Origin of the sequence: Kitasatospora sp. GP30, from assembly GCF_029892145.1 — a bacterium.
In the GTDB taxonomy this organism is placed as follows: Bacteria; Actinomycetota; Actinomycetes; order Streptomycetales; family Streptomycetaceae; genus Kitasatospora; species Kitasatospora acidiphila.
In genome coordinates, this window is the sequence record NZ_JARZAH010000053.1 from 12,563 (window position 1) to 33,815 (window position 21,253).

General features: G+C 71.2%; 6 protein-coding genes. 4 read left to right on the forward strand and 2 right to left on the reverse strand.

All coding sequences use genetic code 11. The annotated features are described in order from the left end of the window. Positions 1 to 14: 14 nt before the first annotated feature. Together P3T35_RS37340 and P3T35_RS37345 are read right to left on the reverse strand one after the other, a co-directional pair. Positions 15 to 3,191, reverse strand: coding sequence for a serine protease (locus P3T35_RS37340; RefSeq protein ID WP_101378498.1), 3,177 nt, complete (start codon positions 3,189 to 3,191; stop codon positions 15 to 17). Continuing rightward, positions 3,188 to 3,547: a trypco2 family protein gene (locus P3T35_RS37345; protein WP_218976620.1), complete on the reverse strand. Its 360-nt coding sequence runs from the start codon at positions 3,545 to 3,547 to the stop codon at positions 3,188 to 3,190. The genes P3T35_RS37340 and P3T35_RS37345 overlap by 4 nt, the downstream gene beginning before the upstream one ends. 623 nt (positions 3,548 to 4,170) lie before the next feature. Here P3T35_RS37345 and P3T35_RS37350 point away from each other — a divergent pair. From P3T35_RS37350 to P3T35_RS37365, 4 genes are all read left to right on the forward strand, one after another. Further along, positions 4,171 to 5,010 carry a metallophosphoesterase gene (locus P3T35_RS37350; protein WP_280709409.1) on the forward strand — a complete coding sequence of 280 codons (840 nt, stop codon included), beginning with the start codon at positions 4,171 to 4,173 and terminating at the stop codon, positions 5,008 to 5,010. Then, a complete protein-coding gene (locus tag P3T35_RS37355; RefSeq protein ID WP_101378495.1) occupies positions 5,007 to 5,675 on the forward strand; it encodes a 4'-phosphopantetheinyl transferase superfamily protein in 669 nt (222 codons plus the stop codon). The genes P3T35_RS37350 and P3T35_RS37355 overlap by 4 nt, the downstream gene beginning before the upstream one ends. 671 nt (positions 5,676 to 6,346) lie before the next feature. Further along, the gene (locus P3T35_RS37360) at positions 6,347 to 7,114 is read left to right on the forward strand and encodes an alpha/beta fold hydrolase (protein WP_280709405.1); all 768 of its coding nucleotides are present in this window, start codon (positions 6,347 to 6,349) and stop codon (positions 7,112 to 7,114) included. A gap of 315 nt (positions 7,115 to 7,429) precedes the next feature. Further along, complete coding sequence (locus P3T35_RS37365; protein ID WP_280709407.1) at positions 7,430 to 21,205, forward strand: type I polyketide synthase; 13,776 nt, start codon at positions 7,430 to 7,432, stop codon at positions 21,203 to 21,205. Positions 21,206 to 21,253 lie beyond the last annotated feature (48 nt).

A 21,253-nucleotide genomic window follows, 5' to 3' on the forward strand; every position in this document is an offset into this window, starting at 1 on the left:
GTGCGAGGGTGGGCTCACAACGGGTCCACCGTGATCGTCAACCGTTCCGGGGGAAAGAGCTCCGCGCCCACCACCGTAATGCGAGGGCCGTCCTGGTCCTGTCCCACTCGCACCCGCAGCTGCGGGGTGTCGCTCAGCTCGCGGAGGTCGATCACGGAGCAGCCGGTCGGGTCCGGATACATCCGGAGGCTCTCCATGGCGGGGAAGACCTCCAGTAGACGCCCCAGCGGCTGGCCGTCGGCCACGTAGGACAGGTGGACGTCCGTGACGGTGGGAATGGCCGACGGCGGCGTCCAGTCGGTGAACTCGTAGCCGCTGAGCAGGAGTTCGGTCAACTGTGGCAGCTGGGTCAGGATGTCGAGTGAGCGGCCGCGCGGGCGCCGGTCAGGCCGGTCCACGATCGTCAGGTCGGTCAGCGGCAGGCCACGCAGCGGTTCGAGGTCCACGAGGCTCGGGCAGCTCGACAATCGCAGCTTCCGCAGCCGGGTCCACCCGCGGAGGAAGGAAAGGTCCCGCAGGCCGTCGAGATTGGAGAGCCCGAGGCTCTCGACACTCTCTCCCAGGAACGCCCACTCAGGGCCGTCGAAGCCCTTGACTCCCAGCAGATCCAGGCCCCAAGGCGGCTGCAGGGCCCTCAGCTCGTGCAACTGCGACCGGGACGTGATGACAATTGTCCCGCAGGAGAGGTCGGCCCGCGCCAGTACCCGGGAGGCGAACTGCCGTTCGTCGAAGTGGCGCCACTGGCAGAGCGCCCCCGCCGTCAGTATGCCCACACCGCCGTCGGCCAGTTCCGCCAGGAGATCCAGCGCCGCACCCCCGCCGATCGAGCCCAGCAGGAAGGTCATCCGCCACGCCACGTCAAGGTCCAGCTCCTGCCCGCCCCGCAGCGCCAGTTCGCGGAGCAGCGGGACGAGATCCTCGCCCGCACCCGCGAGTTGACGCCATCGCGTAGGGTCGGCGAGCAGGTCCGTCAGCTGCTCCCGGCAGCACTCCAGCACCGACTCCCGCACACTCCGGTCGAGTTCGGGCGCGTACGGGAGGCAGCCGGCCGCGAGCAGGACGACGTCCGACCTCCGTTCGCCGGACGTCCGCTCGACCTCGGCGAGGATCCGCTCGAAGAGCTCGGCCCGGTCGCGGCGGCCGCAGTGCCCCATGGTCATCCGGATGACGTCGCCCCAGCGTTCGTCGGCCGCGTGGCCCACCAGCAAGCCGAAGTCGCGCTCCTCCTGGAGCTCCATCGCGGCCAAGTAGTCCTGGAACGTCCGGTGGATGAACTGGAAGGTCTGGACGCTGGTTTCGGTGATCAGGCCGCTCCGGTTGAGCAGATGGAGGTAGGCGGCCTCGGCGTCACCCTGTCGCGCGGCGTTGGGCAGGTCGCGCAGCGCGCGCTCCAGCTGGGAGACGGCGTCCTGGTGCCCGCCCTCGACCTGGTTGTTGCGCACCAACCAGTGGGCGATCCGCCGCAGCATCGCGAGCTGTTCGGCCTCGGTCAGCTGCAGCCGCTCCGGGCTGGGGATCCGGCGGCTCTGGTCCCGTCTGGCCAGCATCATCGTCAGGGCGTCGCGGTAGATCTCCATGCGGTGGCTGGGCAGGACTCCGTGCGACTCCCGGTTCAGCGCACAGATCATCGCGCACAGCAGGGGGTTGTCGGTGAGCTGGGAGAGGTCGGACGAGCCCGCCAGCGCCCGCGTCAGGTCGTCCCTGTCCCGTTCGACCAGCGCCGTCTGCCGCGCGACTTTGGCGGGTGGGTCGTCGGGCGAGAGCGCTTCCTGGAGGGACGCCCGGTGCCAGCGCTCGATGAACCGCTCCCGGTCCTCCTCTCCCAAGCCGCAGAGCGACAGTTCCTCGAAGCCGAGATGGTCCAGCCAGCCCGGCGGAACCGCCGATGGGCGCACCGTGGCCAGGGTCCACACCCGGGGGTAGTGGCGGAGCAGGTTGTCGAGCCATTCGAGGACCTCCTCGCGCTGCGCGGCGGGCACCTCGTCGAGCCCGTCGATGAGTAGCAGTGCCCGTCCGCTCCCGAGCAGCCGGTGGGCCCAGCCCCTGGGTTGCTGCTCGGCGCACATGCGGCCGTCGAGCTCCAGGAACTCCTCCGGGCGGGGCTGCAGGTTCCCCCGCCGGAACAGCTTGCGCAGTTGGAGGACCAGGGGTACCCGGTGGTTCAGCTCGGCGAGTTCCTCGCCCAGTCCGCCGACCATCGCCCGGACGGCGAGCCACTGCACCAGCGTGGTCTTGCCCGATCCGGCCTGTCCGCGCAGCAGCACCCTGCTGCGGCCGCTGAGCACGCGTTCGACACGCTGCGGTCCGGCGGTGAGCCCGCCGAAGGCCCGGGCTCCCGGCGGACCGAAGGCGGCCGCCTGGGTCGCGGGGCGGGCTTCCAGGCTGAGGTACGCCGTGTCGAGTGCCCAGCCACCGCGAGCTTGACCGGTGGACTGCCGCAGACCGAAGATCCGGATCCGACCGTAGTCGACACCGATGGCCGCGGCGTACGCGCGCTCGAAGCGGCGGTCATGCACCGCGTCGGACGCCACGTCGACCGGCTGCGGCGGCAGGTCGAGAAGGTACTCCGCGACCGCCTGCCGGAATCCGGGGTCGCGAAGGAGAGCGGCTGCGGGGACGGCCTCGATCCGCGAGTGTCCGTGGACGCCCGGCCGGTGGTCGGCCACCACGACGCCCATGAGGAAGTCCTGGTGGAAGAGGGCCGCGCCGGACATGCCGGCCCATGGGGAGGCCGCCGCGGGGACGGTCACGGGAACGTGGTGGTCGTCCGCGAGGACGTAGCGTCCGGCGACGAGCGAGGTGCCGGGCAGGAAGGTTCCGGCCAGCTGTTCGCTGTCCGTGCGGCGGCTGCGCCGGCCCCTGAGCGGGAAGCCCGTCGCATGACAGTTCCTCAGCGGCCGCACGCTGTCGGTACGGCCCCAGTCGAGGGGCGCGAACCGGGCGGCCGTGTCAGGACCGACGAGATCCTCCCCGGCCAGGAGCAGCGCCGTGTCCTGGGCGTCCGTTCCCCGGCTCGCCAGCCACACCACCCGGCACTCGACCGCGCGGCTGCCCGGCACGGCCACGTGACAGGTTCGGTCCGCCTCGCCGACGACGTGCGCGGCCGTCAGGACGACGCGCGCCGTGAGCAGGTACCCGCTTCCCTGGACCCGGCCCTGCACCCAGGCCACCCGCTCGGCGGACGGCGTCACGCCTCGCCCTCACCGGCCGGACCGGCACCGAAGGGGTCGAGCGAGCCGAGGTCCGGATTCCCCACCAGGACGCTGTCGTCAGAGCCGGCCAGCCTTGGGGTGAGGGTCACCGACACCTTCTGGACCTGGTTCTGCGTCAGCCCGCCCTCCAGGTCGCCGGACAGCACCCACGCCTTGAACCCGCCCTTCGCCCGCGCGTCCCGCTTCAACTCGACCGTGAAGTCGAGCGTCACCGGCCCGACCTCGAACTGGATCGCTTGGCCGGCACCCCGCGCCGCCGCGTCCGACAACTGCTGGCGGATCACCTCGATCGCGTCGGACAGTTCGATGCCGTGGTCCATCACTGCAGCCCCCATGTGTTCGGATATGTCGCCGAGTTGAGGGTATCGGCCATCGACAGGGCGCCGTGTCGCCGCCCGCTGACGGGCAGGAGGAACCCCAAGTCCTCGGGCCCGCGAGGCATCAGGCCTGGTCCGGCCCGCCCACTCGACACCGGTGATGACGAAAGCCGTTGAGGCGGAGTCATGGGTGCTCGGCCCGGTGGTGCCCGAGCCGCAGCAGTGCCCTTGGAACCCCTCGTCCGGTGCGGCTACCTGCAAGGGGGAAGTGGAGCGTCGTCGTTGCTGGTGCCGACCGACGCCCCGTGGACCTGGCGGTTCGTGCGTCTGCGGCCGGTGTCGAGCCGACCGCAGCCCTTCAGAGGGACGAGAGAATGAGTCGAGTACTTGTCAAGGGTTCTAACCGACTGTTGAATCTAGTAAGTTCGACTATGACAACTAGAGGGGAACCTCGCGATCCGTGAGGCCGGTGGGCCACACGGTTCCGGGCCCCGCGCCGTCGCAGGGGGCTTAAAGGTGACCAGAAGAGCCGAGTTGCTTGACCAGTGGACCCGGGTCCTGGCGGTCGAGGGCGCTTTAGGAGAACTGTCGTGACGTCAGGGCCCGGTCGCCTGCTGGCCGCCAGTGACCTGCATGTCGGGATGGCCGACAACCGGCCGATCATCGAGTCGCTGCGGCCGGGATCGGACGAGGACTGGCTCATTGTCGCGGGCGATGTCGCGGAGCTGTCCGACGACATCGAATGGGCCCTGCGGCTGCTGGCCGGCCGGTTCGCCAAGGTGATCTGGACCCCGGGGAACCACGAGTTGTGGACCCCTCGGGAGGACCCGGTCCAACTGCGCGGCGCCGAGCGCTACGCACACCTGGTGGCCCGGTGTCGCGAGTTGGGAGTGGTCACGCCGGAGGACCCGTATCCCGTCTGGCGAGGGCCCGGTGGGCCGGCGGCGATCGCGCCCGTGTTCACGCTGTACGACTACAGCTTCCGCGCGCCCGGTCTGACGGTGGAACAGTCGCTGCAGCAGGCGGACGAGGCGGGCATCGTGTGCACGGACGAGTTCCTGCTGCACAATTGGCCTTACCCCTCCCGCGCCGACTGGTGCCGCGCCAGGGTCGCCGAGACCGAACGGCGGCTGGCCGCCCACGATCCGGACATCCCTTTGGTGCTCGTCAGCCACTGGCCGCTGCTGCGCGAGCCGACCCGCGCGCTGTGGCGCCAGGAGTTCGCGCAGTGGTGCGGTACCGAGCTGACGGAGCGTTGGCACCGCGACCACCGCACCGAGGCCGTGGTGTACGGGCACCTTCACATTCCGCGCACCACCTGGCACGACGGTGTGCGGTTCGAGGAGGTGTCGGTCGGCTACCCGCGTGAGTGGCGTCGGCGTGGTCACCCGCGCGGGCTGCTCCGGCAGATCCTGCCCGCACCGCAGGCGCCGGTCGACGGGGATCGGTCCGTGGTCCGTCTCGGGGCGGCGTCCTCGTGATCCGCGACCTGCTGCCGGAGTGCGTCTCCGGCGTGGACAGCCGCGAGGACGTGACGGCGGCGGGCACGCTGTACCCCCAAGAGGAAGCGGTGATACAGGCGGCGGTCGAGAAGCGCCGTCGCGAGTTCACCACCGTGCGAGCGTGTGCGCGCCAGGCCATGGCCGCACTCGGCCTGGCCCCGGCGCCGGTTCTGCCCGGCCCGCGTGGCGAACCGCAGTGGCCGGCCGGGGTGGTCGGCAGCATGACCCACTGTCTCGGATACCGCGCCGCGGCGCTGGCACGGACCACGCACGTCCGCTCGCTGGGGATCGACGCCGAACCGGCCGAGCCGTTGCCCGACGGCGTGCTGGAGGCCGTCGCACTGCCCGCAGAGCAGAGCGAGTTGGCGGCCGCGCACGCGGCGGACGCCCAAGTCCCTTGGGATCGGCTGCTGTTCAGCGCCAAGGAGAGCGTCTACAAGACGTGGTTCCCGCTCGCCCACCGGATGCTCGACTTCAGTGAGGCCCGGCTCTCCTTCCACCGAACACCCGGTGACGCGACCGGCGGCACCTTCACGGCTCGGCTGCTCGCGCACGCTCCGACGGTTCCGGCCGTGTTCGAGGGCAGGTGGCTGGTTTCCGACGGCATCGTGCTGACCGCGATCGTCCTCCCGGCCGGCGACTGAGCGACTGCGGAGGGCGCGGCGCCCGTGCAGCGGCGTGTGCACTCGACCCGCAACCCGGTGCTCCGGGGTGGAAGGGGCGGTTCTCCGCTCTCGGGCCGTTCGTGTGCATGAATGCAACAGTCGCGTGCATGCATGCAACACGAAGTACACACATTGAAAACATTGGTCCGTCGGCGAATTACGTCATCCGGATCTGACGCCGCGGCCTACGGCCGAGGCTGCACGTCTCCGCCAGGTTGGCGAGAAGCCATCGTTTACGGCCAAGTCCCATCGAGAACCCAAGCTTTGAAAGCATCCGCCAAGGTCAGGGAGGTGGTTTGCAATGTGAGACGAGACTTGCTTGATCAACTACCCCCGGGGTAGTGTGTGATCGAAAGCTAGAAACGACCACGGGGGACGTTCTAGGACTTCATTGGGCACATAGTGATGCTCCAGTAGATTTTTCGACACCGATGCGCATGCCTCCTGCACCCTTCTGCTAGCCGGTGCTGAGTTCCGCTGCCCTAGTGCCGCGGGGATCCGGTGAAATGCCGGGGGAGCGCAGTGGTCGGTGTGGAACCGGGGTGCCCAAGCCTCGGACAGGTTGCGCACTCGTAAACTCCCCGGTCGCTTCAACGATTCCCGGCGGGTCCACGGCGGCCCGTCGGCCTCTCGGAAAGAAGTCGAACATCGTGGGTACTGTCCGCGTCGACGCCGGATTATGGTGCCGTCGTTTCCATCCTTCACCGCAGGCCGTTTCGCGGTTGGTCTGCTTCCCGCACGCGGGCGGGTCGGCTGCCTTCTTCCACCCGGTGTCGGCGCGGCTCGCCGGCCGCACGGACGTGGTGGCGGTGCAGTATCCCGGCCGCCAGGACCGGCGCCTCGAGCCGTGCCTGGACGACATCCACGAGCTGGCCGACCGTCTTCACGAGGTCCTGCGCGAGCAGACCGATCTGCCACTGACCTTCTTCGGCCACAGCATGGGCGCCTCGGTCGCCTTCGAGGTCGCGAGGCGCTTGGAACGCGACGGGCAGAGCCTGGCCCGCGTCTTCGTCTCCGGTAGGCGGGCACCCTCGCGTCCCCGTGACGACGAGCAGGTCCACCTGCGCGACGACGACGGCATCGTGGCCGAGATGAAGACGCTGAGCGGTACCGATCCGGCGGTGTTCGCGGATGAGGAAATCCTGCGCATGGTCCTTCCCGCCCTGCGGGCGGACTACCGCGCCGCCGAAACGTACCGCACCGAGCCCGGCGCGGCCCTGGTCTCCCCTGTCACCGCTCTGACGGGCGATGACGACCCCCGGACCTCGATCGACGACGCGCGCGCCTGGCAGGACCACACATCGGGGGACTTCCAGCTCAAGGTGTTCCCCGGTGGGCACTTCTATCTGTCCGATCGGCCTGGTGACGTGCTGAACGTCCTCGCCGACCACCTGGACGGCTTGCGTACGCCCTCCTGATTTCCCGGTCGACTTCGCCGGGGTGCTGCCGACCCGCGCGGGCGGCTTCATTTCCGTGCCCGCTTCATGACATTCCCGAAATGGTTCACGGGTGATCGCCCAAGGAGTACCTCCGGGCGCCTGTGAAGCATGTCCGTGCCATTGCGGTAAACAGCTGGACCTATGGTGCTCCAGGCTGTCCGTACCCGTTCCGAAATGATCCGTGGGATTGATTCCGGCCGTGTTCTTCCGGGGTTCGATTCCGGGTGCGTACCCCTCGCTGCCGCTGGTCGGTGTCCGAGGGAGGCGCGTTCTTCCCTGAGTTATGGAGATCTGGTGGCCGGTACCGTGCTGTCGAACAACCCGACGAATTCCGTGGACACTCGCGAGCTCGTGCAGGGCGAACCCGTCGCCGTGGTCGGGATCGCCTGCCGGTTCCCCGGAGCCGATACGCCGGAGGAGTTCTGGCGGCTGCTCAGAGCGGGCAAGGACGCCGTCACCGAAGCCCCCGAGGACCGCCGGTCGGCCGAGGGTGAGGACGATGGACCCCGCCGCGCCGGCTACCTGCGCGAGGTCGACCGATTCGACGCCGCGTTCTTCGGCATCCCCGCCGCCGAAGCCGCTGCCATGGACCCGCAGCAGCGGCTGATGCTGGAGCTGGCGTGGGAAGCCCTGGAGCACGCCGGCACCCCGGCAGCCCGGCTCAAGGACACCCGGACCGGCGTCTTCCTCGGCGCCATCGCCGATGACTACGCGACCCTGACCCGCCGCCGGCAGGAGCCGGGCGCCTACACCCTGACGGGCCTGCAGCGCAGCATCATCGCCAACCGCATCTCCTACTGGTTCGGCCTGCACGGGCCGAGCATCGCGGTGGACACCGGCCAGTCCTCCGCCCTGGTCGCCGTCCACCTGGCCTGTGAGAGCCTCTGGCGGGGCGACTCCGAAGTCGCGCTCGCCGGCGGCGTGAACCTCAACCTCCTCCCCGACACGACCGGGACCATCGCCCGCACCGGCGCGCTGTCCCCCGACGGCCGCTGCTACACCTTCGACGCCCGGGCCAACGGATACGCCCGAGGAGAGGGAGCGGGCCTGGTCCTCCTCAAGCCGCTCTCCCGCGCCCTGGCCGACGGCGACACGGTCTACGCGGTGATCCGCGGTGGCGCGGTCAACAACGACGGCGGCGGAGACAGCCTGACCACGCCGAACAGGAGCGCCCAGGAAGCGGTCCTGCAGCTCGCGTACGCCCACGCCGGGGTCGAACCGGCCGAGGTCGGATACGTCGAACTGCACGGCACCGGCACCCCCACCGGCGATCCGATCGAGGCCGCGGCGCTCGGCACCGTCCTCGGCGCCGCCCGCCCAGCCGCGGCACCGCTGCCGGTCGGCTCGGTCAAGACCAACATCGGGCACCTCGAAGGAGCGGCCGGCATCGCCGGCCTGATCAAGGTGGTGCTGGCGCTCCACCACCGGGAGCTGCCGCCGAGCCTGAACCACGAGTCGCCCAACCCGCAGATCCCGTTGGACCGTTTGGGCCTGCGCGTCAACACGGAGCTCAACCCGCTGCCGCGCACCGGGACACCGCCGGTCGCCGGGGTCAGCTCCTTCGGCATCGGCGGAACCAACTGCCACCTGGTGCTCTCCGCAGTGGCAGCCACGGCATCCACGGCAGCAGACCTGGCGGTCGAGGATCCCGGACCGGCGGCACTCCTGCCCTGGGTCCTCTCCGGCCGCGGCGAGCCGGCCCTGCGCGCCCAGGCCCGACGCCTGGCGGACCTCCTGGCCGAACAGCCGGACCTCCGGCCGGCCGACGTCGCCCTGACCCTGGCGACCGCCCGGACGCACCTCGAGCAACGCGCCGTCCTGCTCGGCTCCTCGACCGAGCAGTTCCGCAGCGCACTCACCGCACTGGCCGCCGGAGCCACCTTCACCGGCCTGGTCACGGGCACGGCCGCGGCAGGCACCGACGGGCCGGTCTTCGTCTTCCCCGGACAGGGCAGCCAGTGGGTCGGCATGGCCGCCGAACTCCTCGACACCGCACCCGTGTTCCGGCAGCAGATCGACGACTGCGCCGAAGCGCTGGCACCCTACGTCGACTGGTCCCTGACCGGCGTCCTGCGCAACGAACCGGACGCCCCGCCGCTCGACCGGGTCGACGTGGTGCAGCCGGTCCTGTTCGCCGTGATGGTGTCGCTGGCGACACTGTGGCGCTCCCACGGTGTGCGGCCCTCCGCAGTGATCGGCCACTCCCAGGGCGAGATCGCCGCGGCCTGCGTCGCCGGTGCGCTCTCCCTCGACGACGCGGCCCGCGTGGTCGCCCTGCGCAGCCAGGCCCTGATCGCGCTCTCCGGGCAGGGCGGCATGACGGCCGTGCCGCTCCCGGCGGACGACGTCGCCGAACGGCTCCGCCGCTTCGGGGGGCGGGTGTCCATCGCAGCCGTCAACGGCCCCCGCTCGACGGTCGTCGCCGGCGAACCGGACGCCCTCGACCAGCTACTCGCCGACTGCCAGGCCGACGACGTCCGCGCCAAACGCATCGCCGTCGACTACGCCTCCCACTCTCCCCAGGTCGAGGCGATCGAGCACCGGCTGGCGGAACTGCTCGCGCCGATCACCGCCCGCACTACGGACATCCCGTTCTACTCCACCCTCACCGGCCGGCTCATGGACACCGCCGGGCTGGACGCCGGCTACTGGTACCAGGGGCTCCGGCACGCCGTCCGCTTCCAGGGCGCGCTCCAGGCCGCGTTCGACGACGGCCACCACATCCTGATCGAGGTCAGCCCGCACCCCGTCCTGACCATGGGAGTGCAGGAGAGCGCCGAGGCCGTCGGTGCCGACGTCCGGGTGCTGGGCACGCTGCGGCGCGACGAAGGCGGCCACGACCGCTTCCTCACCGCACTCGCCGAAGCACACGCCCACGGCACCGCCGTCGACTGGCACACTGTCTTCGCCTGCACCGGTGCCCGGCGGACCTCGCTGCCGACCTACCCGTTCCAGCGGAAGCGGTACTGGCTCGGCGAGTCCACCACCGGCACCGTCGACACCGACGAGCCGGCCACCGTGCCCGCGCTCGTACGGCAGCTCGCCGAGGCACCCGAGGCGGAACGCGAGGAGCTGCTGCGCGCCGCGATCCTCTCGCAGATCGCGACCATCCGCGGTACGGACGTTCCCGACCAGCAGAGCGCCCGGACCACCTTCAAGGAGCTGGGTCTGGACTCCCTGGGCGCGATGGACCTCAGGTCCCGGCTCATGGCACTCACCGCCCTCCGGCTGCCGGCCGGCCTGCTCTTCGACCACCCGACGCCCACGGCCCTCACCCGCCACCTGCTGCGTTTGCTGGCCGCCGCCGCAGCCGACGGCGGTGGCGACGGCACGCCGGTCAAGGCTCGCCGCACGGCCCCCGAAACCGCCCCCGCAGCGCCTGACGCGCTCGACGACGAGCGGATCGCCATCGTGGGCATGGCCTGCCGTTTCCCCGGCGGGGTCCATTCGCCCGAGGACCTCTGGCAGTTGGTGGCGAACGGCGTGGACGCCATCACCGACTTCCCCACCGACCGGGCCTGGGAACAGAACGGCCCGGAGGCCGACTACGCTCCCCGGGGCGGATTCCTGCTGGACGCGGCCGAGTTCGACGCCGAGTTCTTCGGGATCTCGCCGCGTGAGGCGCTGGCGATGGACCCGCAGCAGCGGCTGCTGCTGGAGACCTCCTGGGAGGTGCTGGAGCGGGCCGGCATCGACCCGGACACCCTGTACGGCAGCCGGACCGGTGTGTTCGTGGGCGCCATGGCGCAGGAGTACGGGCCCCGGCTGCACCAGTCGACCGGAGTCGTCGCCGGTCATGTGCTGACCGGAACCACTGCGAGCATTCTCTCCGGCCGGATCGCGTACAGCCTGGGCCTGGAGGGGCCGGCGGTGACGGTGGACACGGCGTGTTCGTCGTCGCTGGTGGCGCTGCACCTGGCGGTCCAGGCGCTGCGGTCGGGCGAGTGCGAGCTGGCGCTCGCCGGCGGAGCGACCGTCATGGCCAACCCCGGCATGTTCGCCGAGTTCTCGCGGCAGGGCGGGCTCGCGGCGGACGGTCGGTGCAAGGCGTTCGCGGATGCGGCGGACGGCACGGGCTGGGCCGAGGGCGTCGGCGTGCTGCTGGTGGAGCGGCTGTCGGATGCCCGTCGCTTGGGTCACAAGGTGCTTGCGGTGGTGCGGGGTTCGGCGGTGAACCAGGACGGTGCGTCGAATGGTCTGACCGCGCCGAACGGTCCGTCGCAGCAGCGGGTGATCCGGCAGGCGCTGGCCAACGCGAGCCTGGCGGTGGGTGATGTGGATGCGGTGGAGGCGCACGGCACGGGGACGCGGTTGGGTGACCCGATCGAGGCGCAGGCCCTGATGGACACCTACGGCCAGGGGCGCGCTGCTGAACAGCCGTTGCTGCTGGGCTCGTTGAAGTCGAATATCGGCCACGCCCAGGCTGCCGCCGGTGTGGCGGGTGTGATCAAGATGGTGATGGCGATGCGGGAGGGTGTGCTCCCGCGGACGCTGCACGTGGACGCGCCGTCGCCGCATGTCGACTGGTCGGCGGGTGCGGTGGAGTTGCTGACGCAGTCGCGGGCGTGGCCGGAGACGGGGCGGGTGCGTCGGTTTGCGGTGTCGTCGTTCGGGATCAGCGGGACGAACGCGCACGTGATCCTGGAGCAGGCGGTGGAGCCTGAGCCTGCGGAGGCGGTTGTCGCGGAGCCTCTGGTTGGGCTTCCGGTGGTGCCGTTGGTGGTGTCGGGCAAGTCTGTGGAGGCGGTGCGGGGGCAGGCGGCGGCGCTGTTGGAGTGGTTGGAGGCCGAGCCGGGGCTGGGGCTGCTGGATGCGGCGTTCTCGCTGGCGACGTCGCGTTCGGTGTTCGAGCATCGGGCGGCGGTGGTGGCGGCGGATCGTGGTGAACTGCTCACCGCTCTGGGTGGGTTGGCGTCGGGTGCGGTCGGGGTGTCGGGCGCGGTGTCTGGGCGCTTGGGGGTGGTGTTCTCGGGTCAGGGGTCGCAGTGGGCTGGTATGGGACGGGAGTTGGGTGAGGTGTTCCCGGTGTTCGCGCGAGCCTTTGAGGAGGTGTGCGCGCAACTGGGGGTGGAGCTGCCGTCGGATGACTTGATCCATCAGACGGGGTTTGCGCAGCCGGCGATTTTCGCGTTGGAGGTGGCGCTGTACCGGTTGTTGGAGTCGTGGGGTGTGACGGTCGGGGTGTTGGCGGGGCATTCGGTGGGTGAGATCGCGGCGGCGTATGTGGCGGGGGTGTTGTCGCTGGAGGATGCGTGTGCGCTGGTGGTGGCGCGTGGCCGGTTGATGCAGGCGTTGCCGACGGGTGGCGCGATGGTCGCGGTCGGCGGGTCCGAGGAGACCGTCAGGGCTGCGATCGATGGCGTGGAGGGCGTCTGGTTGGCGGCGGTGAACGGTCCGTCGTCGGTGGTGCTGTCCGGTCATGAGGAACCGGTGCTGGTGGCCGCCGAGCGTCTGGCTGAGCAGGGCTGCCGTACGCGGCGTCTGACGGTCAGTCATGCGTTCCATTCGGGTCTGATGGATCCGATGCTGCAGGAGTTCGCGGGCGTCGTGGCCGGGTTGGAGTTGCGGGAGCCGGTGCTGCCGCTGGTCTCCACGGTGACCGGCCGGGTGGAGTCGGAGTTGTGGACGCAGCCGCAGTACTGGGTGCGTCAGGTCCGTGACGCGGTGCGTTTCGCCGATGGCGTTGCCGCCATGCTGGAGCTGGGTGTTGGCAGCTTCGTCGAGGTGGGCCCGGATGCGGTGCTGTCCGGCATGGTCGCGGAGTGCCTGCCGCAGGACGGCCCGGCCCGCGCCGTGGTGCCGACGATGCGTTCGGGGCGTGACCAGGTGCGCGGCGTGGTGGAGGCGCTGGCGCGCCTGCACGCCGCCGGCACCCCGGTCGCGTGGGAGCGACTGTTCGAGGGCACCGGCGCCCGTCGCGTCGACCTGCCGACGTACGCCTTCCAGCGCCGCCGTTACTGGCTGCACGCGCCCGGAGCTGCCGGCGAGGTGGGCGCAGCAGGCCTGGAGGCCCCGGACCACCCGCTCCTGAGGGCTGCCGTGACGCTCGCCGGGTCCGGCGAGGTCCTGATGACCGGCCGCCTCTCGCTGGCCACCCACCCCTGGCTCGCCGATCACGCCGTGCTGGGCGACGCCATCGTTCCCGGCACCGCGTTGCTGGAACTGGCGCTCCGGGCCGGCGCGGAGGTCGGCTGCGGGCTGGTCGAGGAACTCACCATCCAGGCTCCGCTGGTGCTGCCCGCAGTCGGCGGCATCCTGCTCCAGCTCTCCGTCGGAAAGCCGGATCAGGGCGGCCGACGTACCGTCGAGCTCCACTCCCGGCCCGAGCACGGCCCGGACGAGGTCCCGTGGACGCTCAACGCCGCAGGCACCCTGGTCCCACAGCAGTCCGAGCCGTCCGAGAGCAGCACAGTCTGGCCCCCGGAGGGTGCGACCGAAGTCGCGATCGACGGGTTGTACGACCACCTCTCGGAGCTCGGCTTCACCTATGGTCCGGCCTTCCAGGGGCTGCGCACCGTGTGGCGTCACGGTGACCGCACCTACGCAGAGGTCGCACTGCCGCCGGATCAGCACGGCACCTCGTTTGCTCTCCACCCCGCGCTGCTGGACGCCGCTCTGCACGCGGTGGCGTTCGGCGCACCCGACCTGCCGTCGAACGGCACCCTGCCGTTCTCCTGGAGCGGTGTCCGCCTCCACGCCGATGCCGCGTCCAGCCTGCGGGTCCGGTTCACGCCTGTCGGCAGTGGAACGGTCGCCCTGGACGTCACCGACGAGTTCGGGCAGCCGGTCGCGTCGATCGACGCCCTTGCTCTGCGCCCGGTCAGCGCGGAGCGCCTGCGGGCCGCTCGGACCTCGTTCCACGAGTCGCTCTTCCAGGTCACCTGGTCGGGCGCGCCGACGCCCGCACCGTCGGAGGCGACCCGTGCCGTGGTCGGTGGCCCGTTGACGGACGGCGACGAGTGCTTCCCCGACCTCGCCACCCTGGCCCGTGCGGTCGATGCCGGCCGTCCGGCGCCCGACGTCCTGCTGCTCGCCCCCGAACCGTGTCTGGAGGGCGGTGAGGGACCGGAGGCGGTGCGCGCCTCGGTCCGGCACCTGCTGGCCGACCTGCAGTCCGCGCTGGCCGACGAGCGGTTCGGCGCTGCCACGATCGCCGTCGTGACCAGGAACGCCGTGTCCACCGGTGGAGAGCCGCCGCAGTTGCCCCAGGCTGCCGCCTGGGGTCTCGTGCGGGCTGCTCAGACCGAGCACCCGAACCGGATCGTCCTGATCGACCTGGACGAGTCGGACTCCTCCGTGGCCGCGGTGCCGGCTGCACTGGCCTCCGGTGAGCCGCAACTGGCCTTCCGATCCGGCGAGTTGCTCATCCCCCGGCTCGGCCGGGTGCCGTCCGGGGACGACACCCCGGTGGTCGTCGGCGCCACGGGCACCGTCCTGCTGACCGGCGCGACCGGCACCCTAGGGGCGCTGCTGGCCCGTCACCTGGTGACCGTGCACGGCGTGCGCCACCTGCTGCTGCTCAGCCGCCGCGGGGCGGCCGCGCCAGGGGCGACCGAGCTGGTCGACGAGTTGGCCGCCCTCGGCGCGACCGCTCAGGTGGCGGCCTGCGACGCGGCCGATCGGGACGAGTTGGCCGCGGTCATCGCGGCCATCCCCGCCGACCGGCCGCTGGTGGGCATCGTGCACGCCGCCGGTGTCCTCGACGACGGCGTCATCGAGTCCCTCACACCCGAGCGGACCGACGCCGTGCTCCGCCCGAAGGTCGACGCGGCCTGGCACCTGCACGAGCTGACCGCCGACCTGGACCTGCGGGCCGTGGTGTTCTTCTCGTCCATCGCCGGTGTCCTCGGGAACGCGGGGCAGGGCAACTACGCTGCGGCGAACGCCTTCCTGGACGCCTTCGCCCAGCGGCTGCGCGACCAGGGCGTCCCCGCGACCTCGCTGGCCTGGGGGCTGTGGGACCAGCGCGGCGGCATGTCGGGCAGCCTCGACCAGGCAGGCGTCGACCGACTCGCCCGCTCGGGCCTGCTGCCGCTGGGGGCCGCCGAGGGCCTGGCGCTGTTCGACGCGGCGCTCGCCGGCCCCCAGGCCGCAGTGGTGCCCGCCCGGCTCGACCTCACGGCGCTGCGCGAACGCGCGGACGGCGCACCGGTCCCCGTCCTGCTCAGCGCCCTGGCGCCGGCACCGGCGCGGCGGACGCTCGACGCCAGGAGGCGTGCGGCGGGCACGCTGGCCGACCGCCTGCGCGGTGTCGCCCCGGCCGAGCGCGAGCGCCTCGTCCTCGACCTGGTCCGGACGGAGGCGGCCGCGGTTCTCGGCTACGCGTCGAAGAACGCTGTCACCGAAGGCCGGGCGTTCAAGGAACTGGGCTTCGACTCGCTCTCGGCCGTCGAGCTGAGGAACCGGCTCAACACCGCCACCGGCCTGCGCCTGCCGACCACCCTGCTGTTCGACTACCCGACGCCCGGCGAGCTGGCCGCCCACCTGTGCGGCGAGGTCTCGGATGACGCCGAGCTCTCCGGGGTGGAGCAGGCTGCTGCCGGTGGTTCGGCTGTGGTGGCTGCCGTGGGTGCGTCGGATGAGCCGATTGCGATCGTGGGGATGAGTTGCCGGTATCCGGGTGGGGTGCGGTCGCCGGAGGAGTTGTGGCGGCTGGTCGCGGACGGTGTGGATGCGGTTTCGGGGTTCCCGGTGGATCGTGGCTGGGATCTGGCGGCGTTGTATGACCCGGATCCGGATGCGCGTGGGACGTCGTATGCCCGTGAGGGTGGGTTCCTGCATGAGGCGGCCGAGTTCGACCCGGCGTTCTTCGGGATCTCGCCGCGTGAGGCGCTGGCGATGGACCCGCAGCAGCGGCTGCTGCTGGAGGCGTCCTGGGAGGCGTTCGAGCGGGCCGGCCTGGACCCGGAGTCGCTGCGGGGCAGCCGCACCGGTGTGTTCGCCGGAGTCATGTACCACGACTACGCGACGCGGCTGGCGAATATCCCGGACGGTTTCGAGGGTTACCTCGGCAACGGCAGCGCGGGCAGCGTGGCGTCCGGCCGGGTGTCGTACGTGTTCGGCCTGGAGGGGCCGGCGGTGACGGTGGACACGGCGTGTTCGTCGTCGTTGGTTGCGCTGCATCTGGCGGCGCAGGCGTTGCGTTCGGGTGAGTGTGATCTGGCGTTGGCCGGTGGTGTGACGGTGATGTCGACGCCGGCGACCTTTGTCGAGTTCTCGCGGCAGCGTGCGTTGGCGGCGGATGGTCGGTGCAAGGCCTTCTCCAACGCCGCGGACGGCACGGGCTGGGCCGAGGGTGTCGGCATGCTGCTGGTGGAGCGGTTGTCGGATGCGGTGGCGAACGGGCACAAGGTGCTTGCGGTGGTGCGGGGTTCGGCGGTGAACCAGGACGGTGCGTCGAATGGTCTGACGGCGCCGAACGGTCCGTCGCAGCAGCGGGTGATCCGGCAGGCGCTGGCGAATGCGCGCCTGACGACCGGTGATGTGGACGTGGTGGAGGCGCATGGCACCGGGACGCGGTTGGGTGATCCGATCGAGGCGCAGGCGCTGCTGGCGACTTACGGCCGGGATCGTGACGCCGAAGAGCCTTTGTGGCTCGGGTCGTTGAAGTCGAATATCGGTCACACGCAGGCGGCTGCGGGCGCCGGTGGTGTGATCAAGATGGTGATGGCGCTGCGGGAGGGCGTGCTCCCGCAGACCCTGCATGTCGATGAGCCGTCTGCTGAGGTCGACTGGTCGGCCGGCACGGTACAGCTTCTGAGGGAGGGTCAGATCTGGCCTGACCGTGGGCGGGTGCGTCGGGCTGCGGTGTCGTCGTTCGGTGTGAGTGGGACGAATGCGCACGTGATTCTGGAGCAGGTCGAGGAGCCCGTGGTGGCGGAGCTTGACTCGGTGGTTGGGCTTCCGGTGGTGCCGTTGGTGGTGTCGGGCAAGTCCGAGGTGGCGGTGCGGGGTCAGGCGGCGGCGCTGTTGGAGCGGTTGGAGGCCGATCCGGGGTTGAGCGTGCTGGATGCGGCGTTCTCGGTGCTGACGTCGCGGTCGGTGTTCGGGTCTCGGGCGGTGGTGACGGGGTCGGATCGCGGTGAAGTGCTGGCTGGGCTCCGTGAGTTGGTGTCGGGTGGGGTGTCTTCGGGTGTGGTGTCGGGGTTGGTGGTTGATGGTGGTGTGGTGTTCGTGTTCCCGGGTCAGGGGTCGCAGTGGCTGGGGATGGCGGGGGAGTTGCTGGGGTCGTCGGAGGTGTTTGCGGCGCGGATGGGTGAGTGTGAGCGGGTGCTGAGTGGCTTGGTGGATTGGTCGTTGGGTGAGGTGGTGTGCTCGGGTGATGAGGGGTGGTTGGGGCGGGTTGATGTGGTGCAGCCGGTGTTGTGGGCGGTGATGGTGTCGCTGGCTGAGGTGTGGCGGTCGTTGGGGGTTGAGCCGGCGGCTGTGGTGGGGCATTCGCAGGGTGAGATCGCTGCGGCGGTGGTTGCGGGTGGGTTGTCGTTGGTGGATGGCGCGCGGGTGGTGGTGTTGCGGTCGAAGGCCATTGCGGAGGAGTTGGCGGGTTCGGGTGGCATGGTGTCGGTGGGCGCGGGTGCTGGTGAGGTGCGCGGGCTGCTGGAGCGGTGGGGTGGGGAGGGGGTGTCGGTTGCGGCGGTGAACGGGGTTGCGTCGACGGTGGTTTCGGGCCCGGCCGTGCCGTTGGGCGAGTTCATGGCGTGGTGTGAGGGTCGTGGGGTGCGGGTGCGGCGGATTCCGGTGGACTATGCCTCGCATTCGCAGATGGTGGAGGGCCTGCGCGAGCGTCTGGCCCGCGATCTGGCGCCGATCGTGCCGGTTGAGGGTCGGGTGCCGTTCTGGTCGACCGTGACCGGTGGCTTCCTGGACACCAGGGAGCTCGACGCCGCGTACTGGTACGCCAACCTTCGTCAGACGGTGGAGTTCCGTCACGGCGTCGAAGGCCTTCTGGCGGACGGGCATGGCCTGTTCATCGAGGTGAGCTCGCACCCGGTCCTGGTTCCGGCGATTGAGGAGGTCATCGGCGAGCAGGACATCGCCGCTGCGGCGATCGGCACCCTGCGTCGTGGTGAGGGCGGTTGGCCGCGCCTGACCGCGTCCTTGGCGCAGGCGTTCGTGTACGGCGCCCCGGTCGCCTGGCCCACCCTGTTCGAGGGCACCGGCGCGCACCGCGTCGACCTGCCCACCTACGCGTTCCAACGCCAGCGCTACTGGCTTGACGCACCCAGTGCGCCGAGCGACGCGGTCGACCTCGGTCTCAGCTCGGGTGACCATCCGCTGGTCGGGGCTACGGTGGAGCTGGCCGGCAGCGAAGGAGCGCTGTTCACCGGACGGTTGTCGCTGTCGTCCCACCCCTGGCTCGCGGACCACACCGTGTTCGGCGCCGGCATCGTCCCGGGCACAGCGCTAGTGGAGCTCGCCATGCATGCCGGACGCCAGGTCGGCTGTCCGGATCTTGAGGAGCTCACCCTCGCAGCGCCGCTCGTCCTCGCGGAGGACGGCGGGACGCAGCTGCAACTGTCGGTCAGTGAGCCGGACGACACGGGCAGGCGAGCGGTCCGCATCTTCTCGCGACCCGAGGGGACCGGGAGCGACGCAGAGCGGTGGACTGCCCACGCGAGCGGCCTGCTGGCTCCCGAAGCTGACGGGGCACTCGCCGAGGAACTGCCGGAATGGCCGCCGGCCGGCGTTGCACCGGTCGATGTCGACGAGCTCTACCACCGGCTGGGACTTCACGGCCTGGAGTACGGTCCGTCGTTCCGCGGCTTGCGCACCGTGTGGCGCCGCGGCGAGGAGATCTTCGCCGAGGTGGAGCTTCCCGAGGCGGTGCGGAGCGACGCGGCGGCCTACGGTCTGCACCCGGCCCTTCTGGACGCCGCCCTGCACGCCCTGGGGCCGGAGGTCCTGATCGCGGACCAGTCCTCCGTCCGACTGCCGTTCTCGTGGAACGGGGTCCGGCTGCGGGCCGTCGGCGCGTCGGTTCTCCGGGTCAGCCTGCGACTGAACGGCTCCGAGGACGTGTCGGTCCTAGTGAGCGACGGCAGCGGCAGGCCGGTGGCCGGCGTCGAATCGCTCGCGATCCGGCCGGTTGCGGCCAGTCGGCTCGCGGGTGCCCGGAGCAGCGGTCAGGACGCGCTCTTCCGGCTGGACTGGCCGACGGTGAGCGTCGCACCGGACCGGGCCGAGGAGTTGGACGCATCGGGTCCTTGGGCGGTGCTGGGGGCGGACGACCTCGGTGTCGCGACCGCTCTGGGGCGGGCCGGCCGGCAGGTCTCCCGCCACCCGGACCTCGCCGACCTGTGCGCCGGCCTCGACGGTGGCGCACCCGTGCCCGGCATCGTGCTCGCGCTGTACACGGAGGCCAGCGGAGCCACCCAGGCGGCGGCCGCCCTCGACGCCGAGCAGCGCGCCCTCGACCTCGTACAGTCCTGGCTGGCCGACGAGCGCCTGGCCGACGCCAAGCTGGTGCTGGTCACCCACGGGGCGGTCGCGGTCGCGCCCGGCGATACCGAGCCGGACCCGACCTGGGCCGCAGTGTGGGGGCTGATCCGCTCCGGACAGAGCGAGAACCCGGGACAGTTCGTGCTGCTGGACCTGGACGACAGCGCGCCCTCACTCGACACCCTTGCCGCCGCGCTGCTTACGGACGAGCCCCAACTCGCCCTGCGACAGGGCGGAGCGCACGCTCCCCGGCTGGCCCGGCTCGAACTCCCGGTGGAGAGCCAGCCCTTCACGTTCGACCGGAACGGCACCGTGCTGGTCACCGGCGGCACCGGCACGCTCGGCGCGCTCGTGGCACGCCACCTGGTGTCCGCGTACGGCGCCCGCCACCTCGTGCTGACCAGCCGGCGCGGCCCGGACGCCCCGGGAGCAGCCGAACTGGTCGACGAACTGGCCGAGTCGGGAGCCGAGGCAGTCGTGGTCGCCTGTGACGCCGCAGACCGGGCCGCAGTGGCGGAGCTGCTCGCCGGGCTTCCCCCGGAGCACCCGCTCACCGTCGTGGTGCACGCCGCCGGGCTGCTGGACGACGGCATCCTCTCCGCCCTGACGCACGAGCGACTCGACCGGGTGTTCCGTCCGAAGGCGGACGCCGCCGTCCACCTGCACGAGCTCACCCAGGGGATCGATCTGGCCGCGTTCGTCCTCTTCTCCTCCCTGGTCGGCACGGTGGGAGTGGCGGGCCAGGCCAACTACGCCGCCGCGAACGCGTTCCTCGACGCGCTGGCGCAGCAACGCCGCGCCCAGGGACTCGCCGGCTCCTCCATGGCCTGGGGCCTCTGGGACGACCCGGGCGGCATGACCGGCCACCTGGACCGGACCGACCTGATGCGGCTCGGCCGGATCGGCGTGGCCCCGCTCTCCGCCGAGGACGGTCTCGCGCTGTTCGACGCCGCACTGTCCACGGACGAGGCCGTCGTCGTCCCGGCGAGGCTGAACACCGCCGCGCTGCGGCTGCTCTCCGATGAGCCGGAGGCGCTGCCGGCGGTCCTCCGCGACCTGGTGCCGGCAGCCGTGCGGCGCGCCCCCGGCGCGCTCCCGGGGGCGGCCGCGGTCCGGTCGCTGGCGGAGCAACTGGCTGCAGCCCCTGCGAGCGAGCACGAGCGCATCGTGCTGGACGAGGTCCGGAGCCACGCCGCAGGCGTGCTCGGCTACGCCCCGACCGACTCCGTCTCGGCCGACCAGGCATTCAAGGAGCTGGGCTTCGACTCCCTGACGGCCGTGGAGCTGCGCAACCGACTCAACAAGGCGACCGGGCTCCGCCTGCCGGCCACGCTGGTCTTCGACTTCCCGACACCCCGGGAGATCGCCGACCACCTGCGGGCACGGCTGCTGGACGAGGACACCGACACGATGCCCGTCCTCGGACAGCTCGACCAGCTGCGGGGCGACCTCTCCGCCCTGGAAGCGAGCGAGGCCGAGCGCGCCCAGATCACCACGCGCCTCGAAGCCCTCCTCGCCGACTGGAAGTCCGCGGCACGGAGCAGTGCGGATGACAGCGATGTGATCGAAATGGCGACGGCTACGGACGACGACTTGTTCGAGCTGATCGACAAGGAGCTCGGGCTCTCCTGACCCAGCCCGCCCACCGACCTTACTGACCGCCGCGAGCGTGGAGAGTTT

What these genes read in the sequence shown, in the direction of transcription:
- P3T35_RS37345 (WP_218976620.1), bottom strand. Translation starts at nt 3,547, where the DNA reads ATGGGGGCTGCAGTGATGGACCACGGCATCGAACTGTCCGACGCGATC.
- P3T35_RS37350 (WP_280709409.1), top strand. Translation starts at nt 4,171, where the DNA reads ATGGCCGACAACCGGCCGATCATCGAGTCGCTGCGGCCGGGATCGGAC.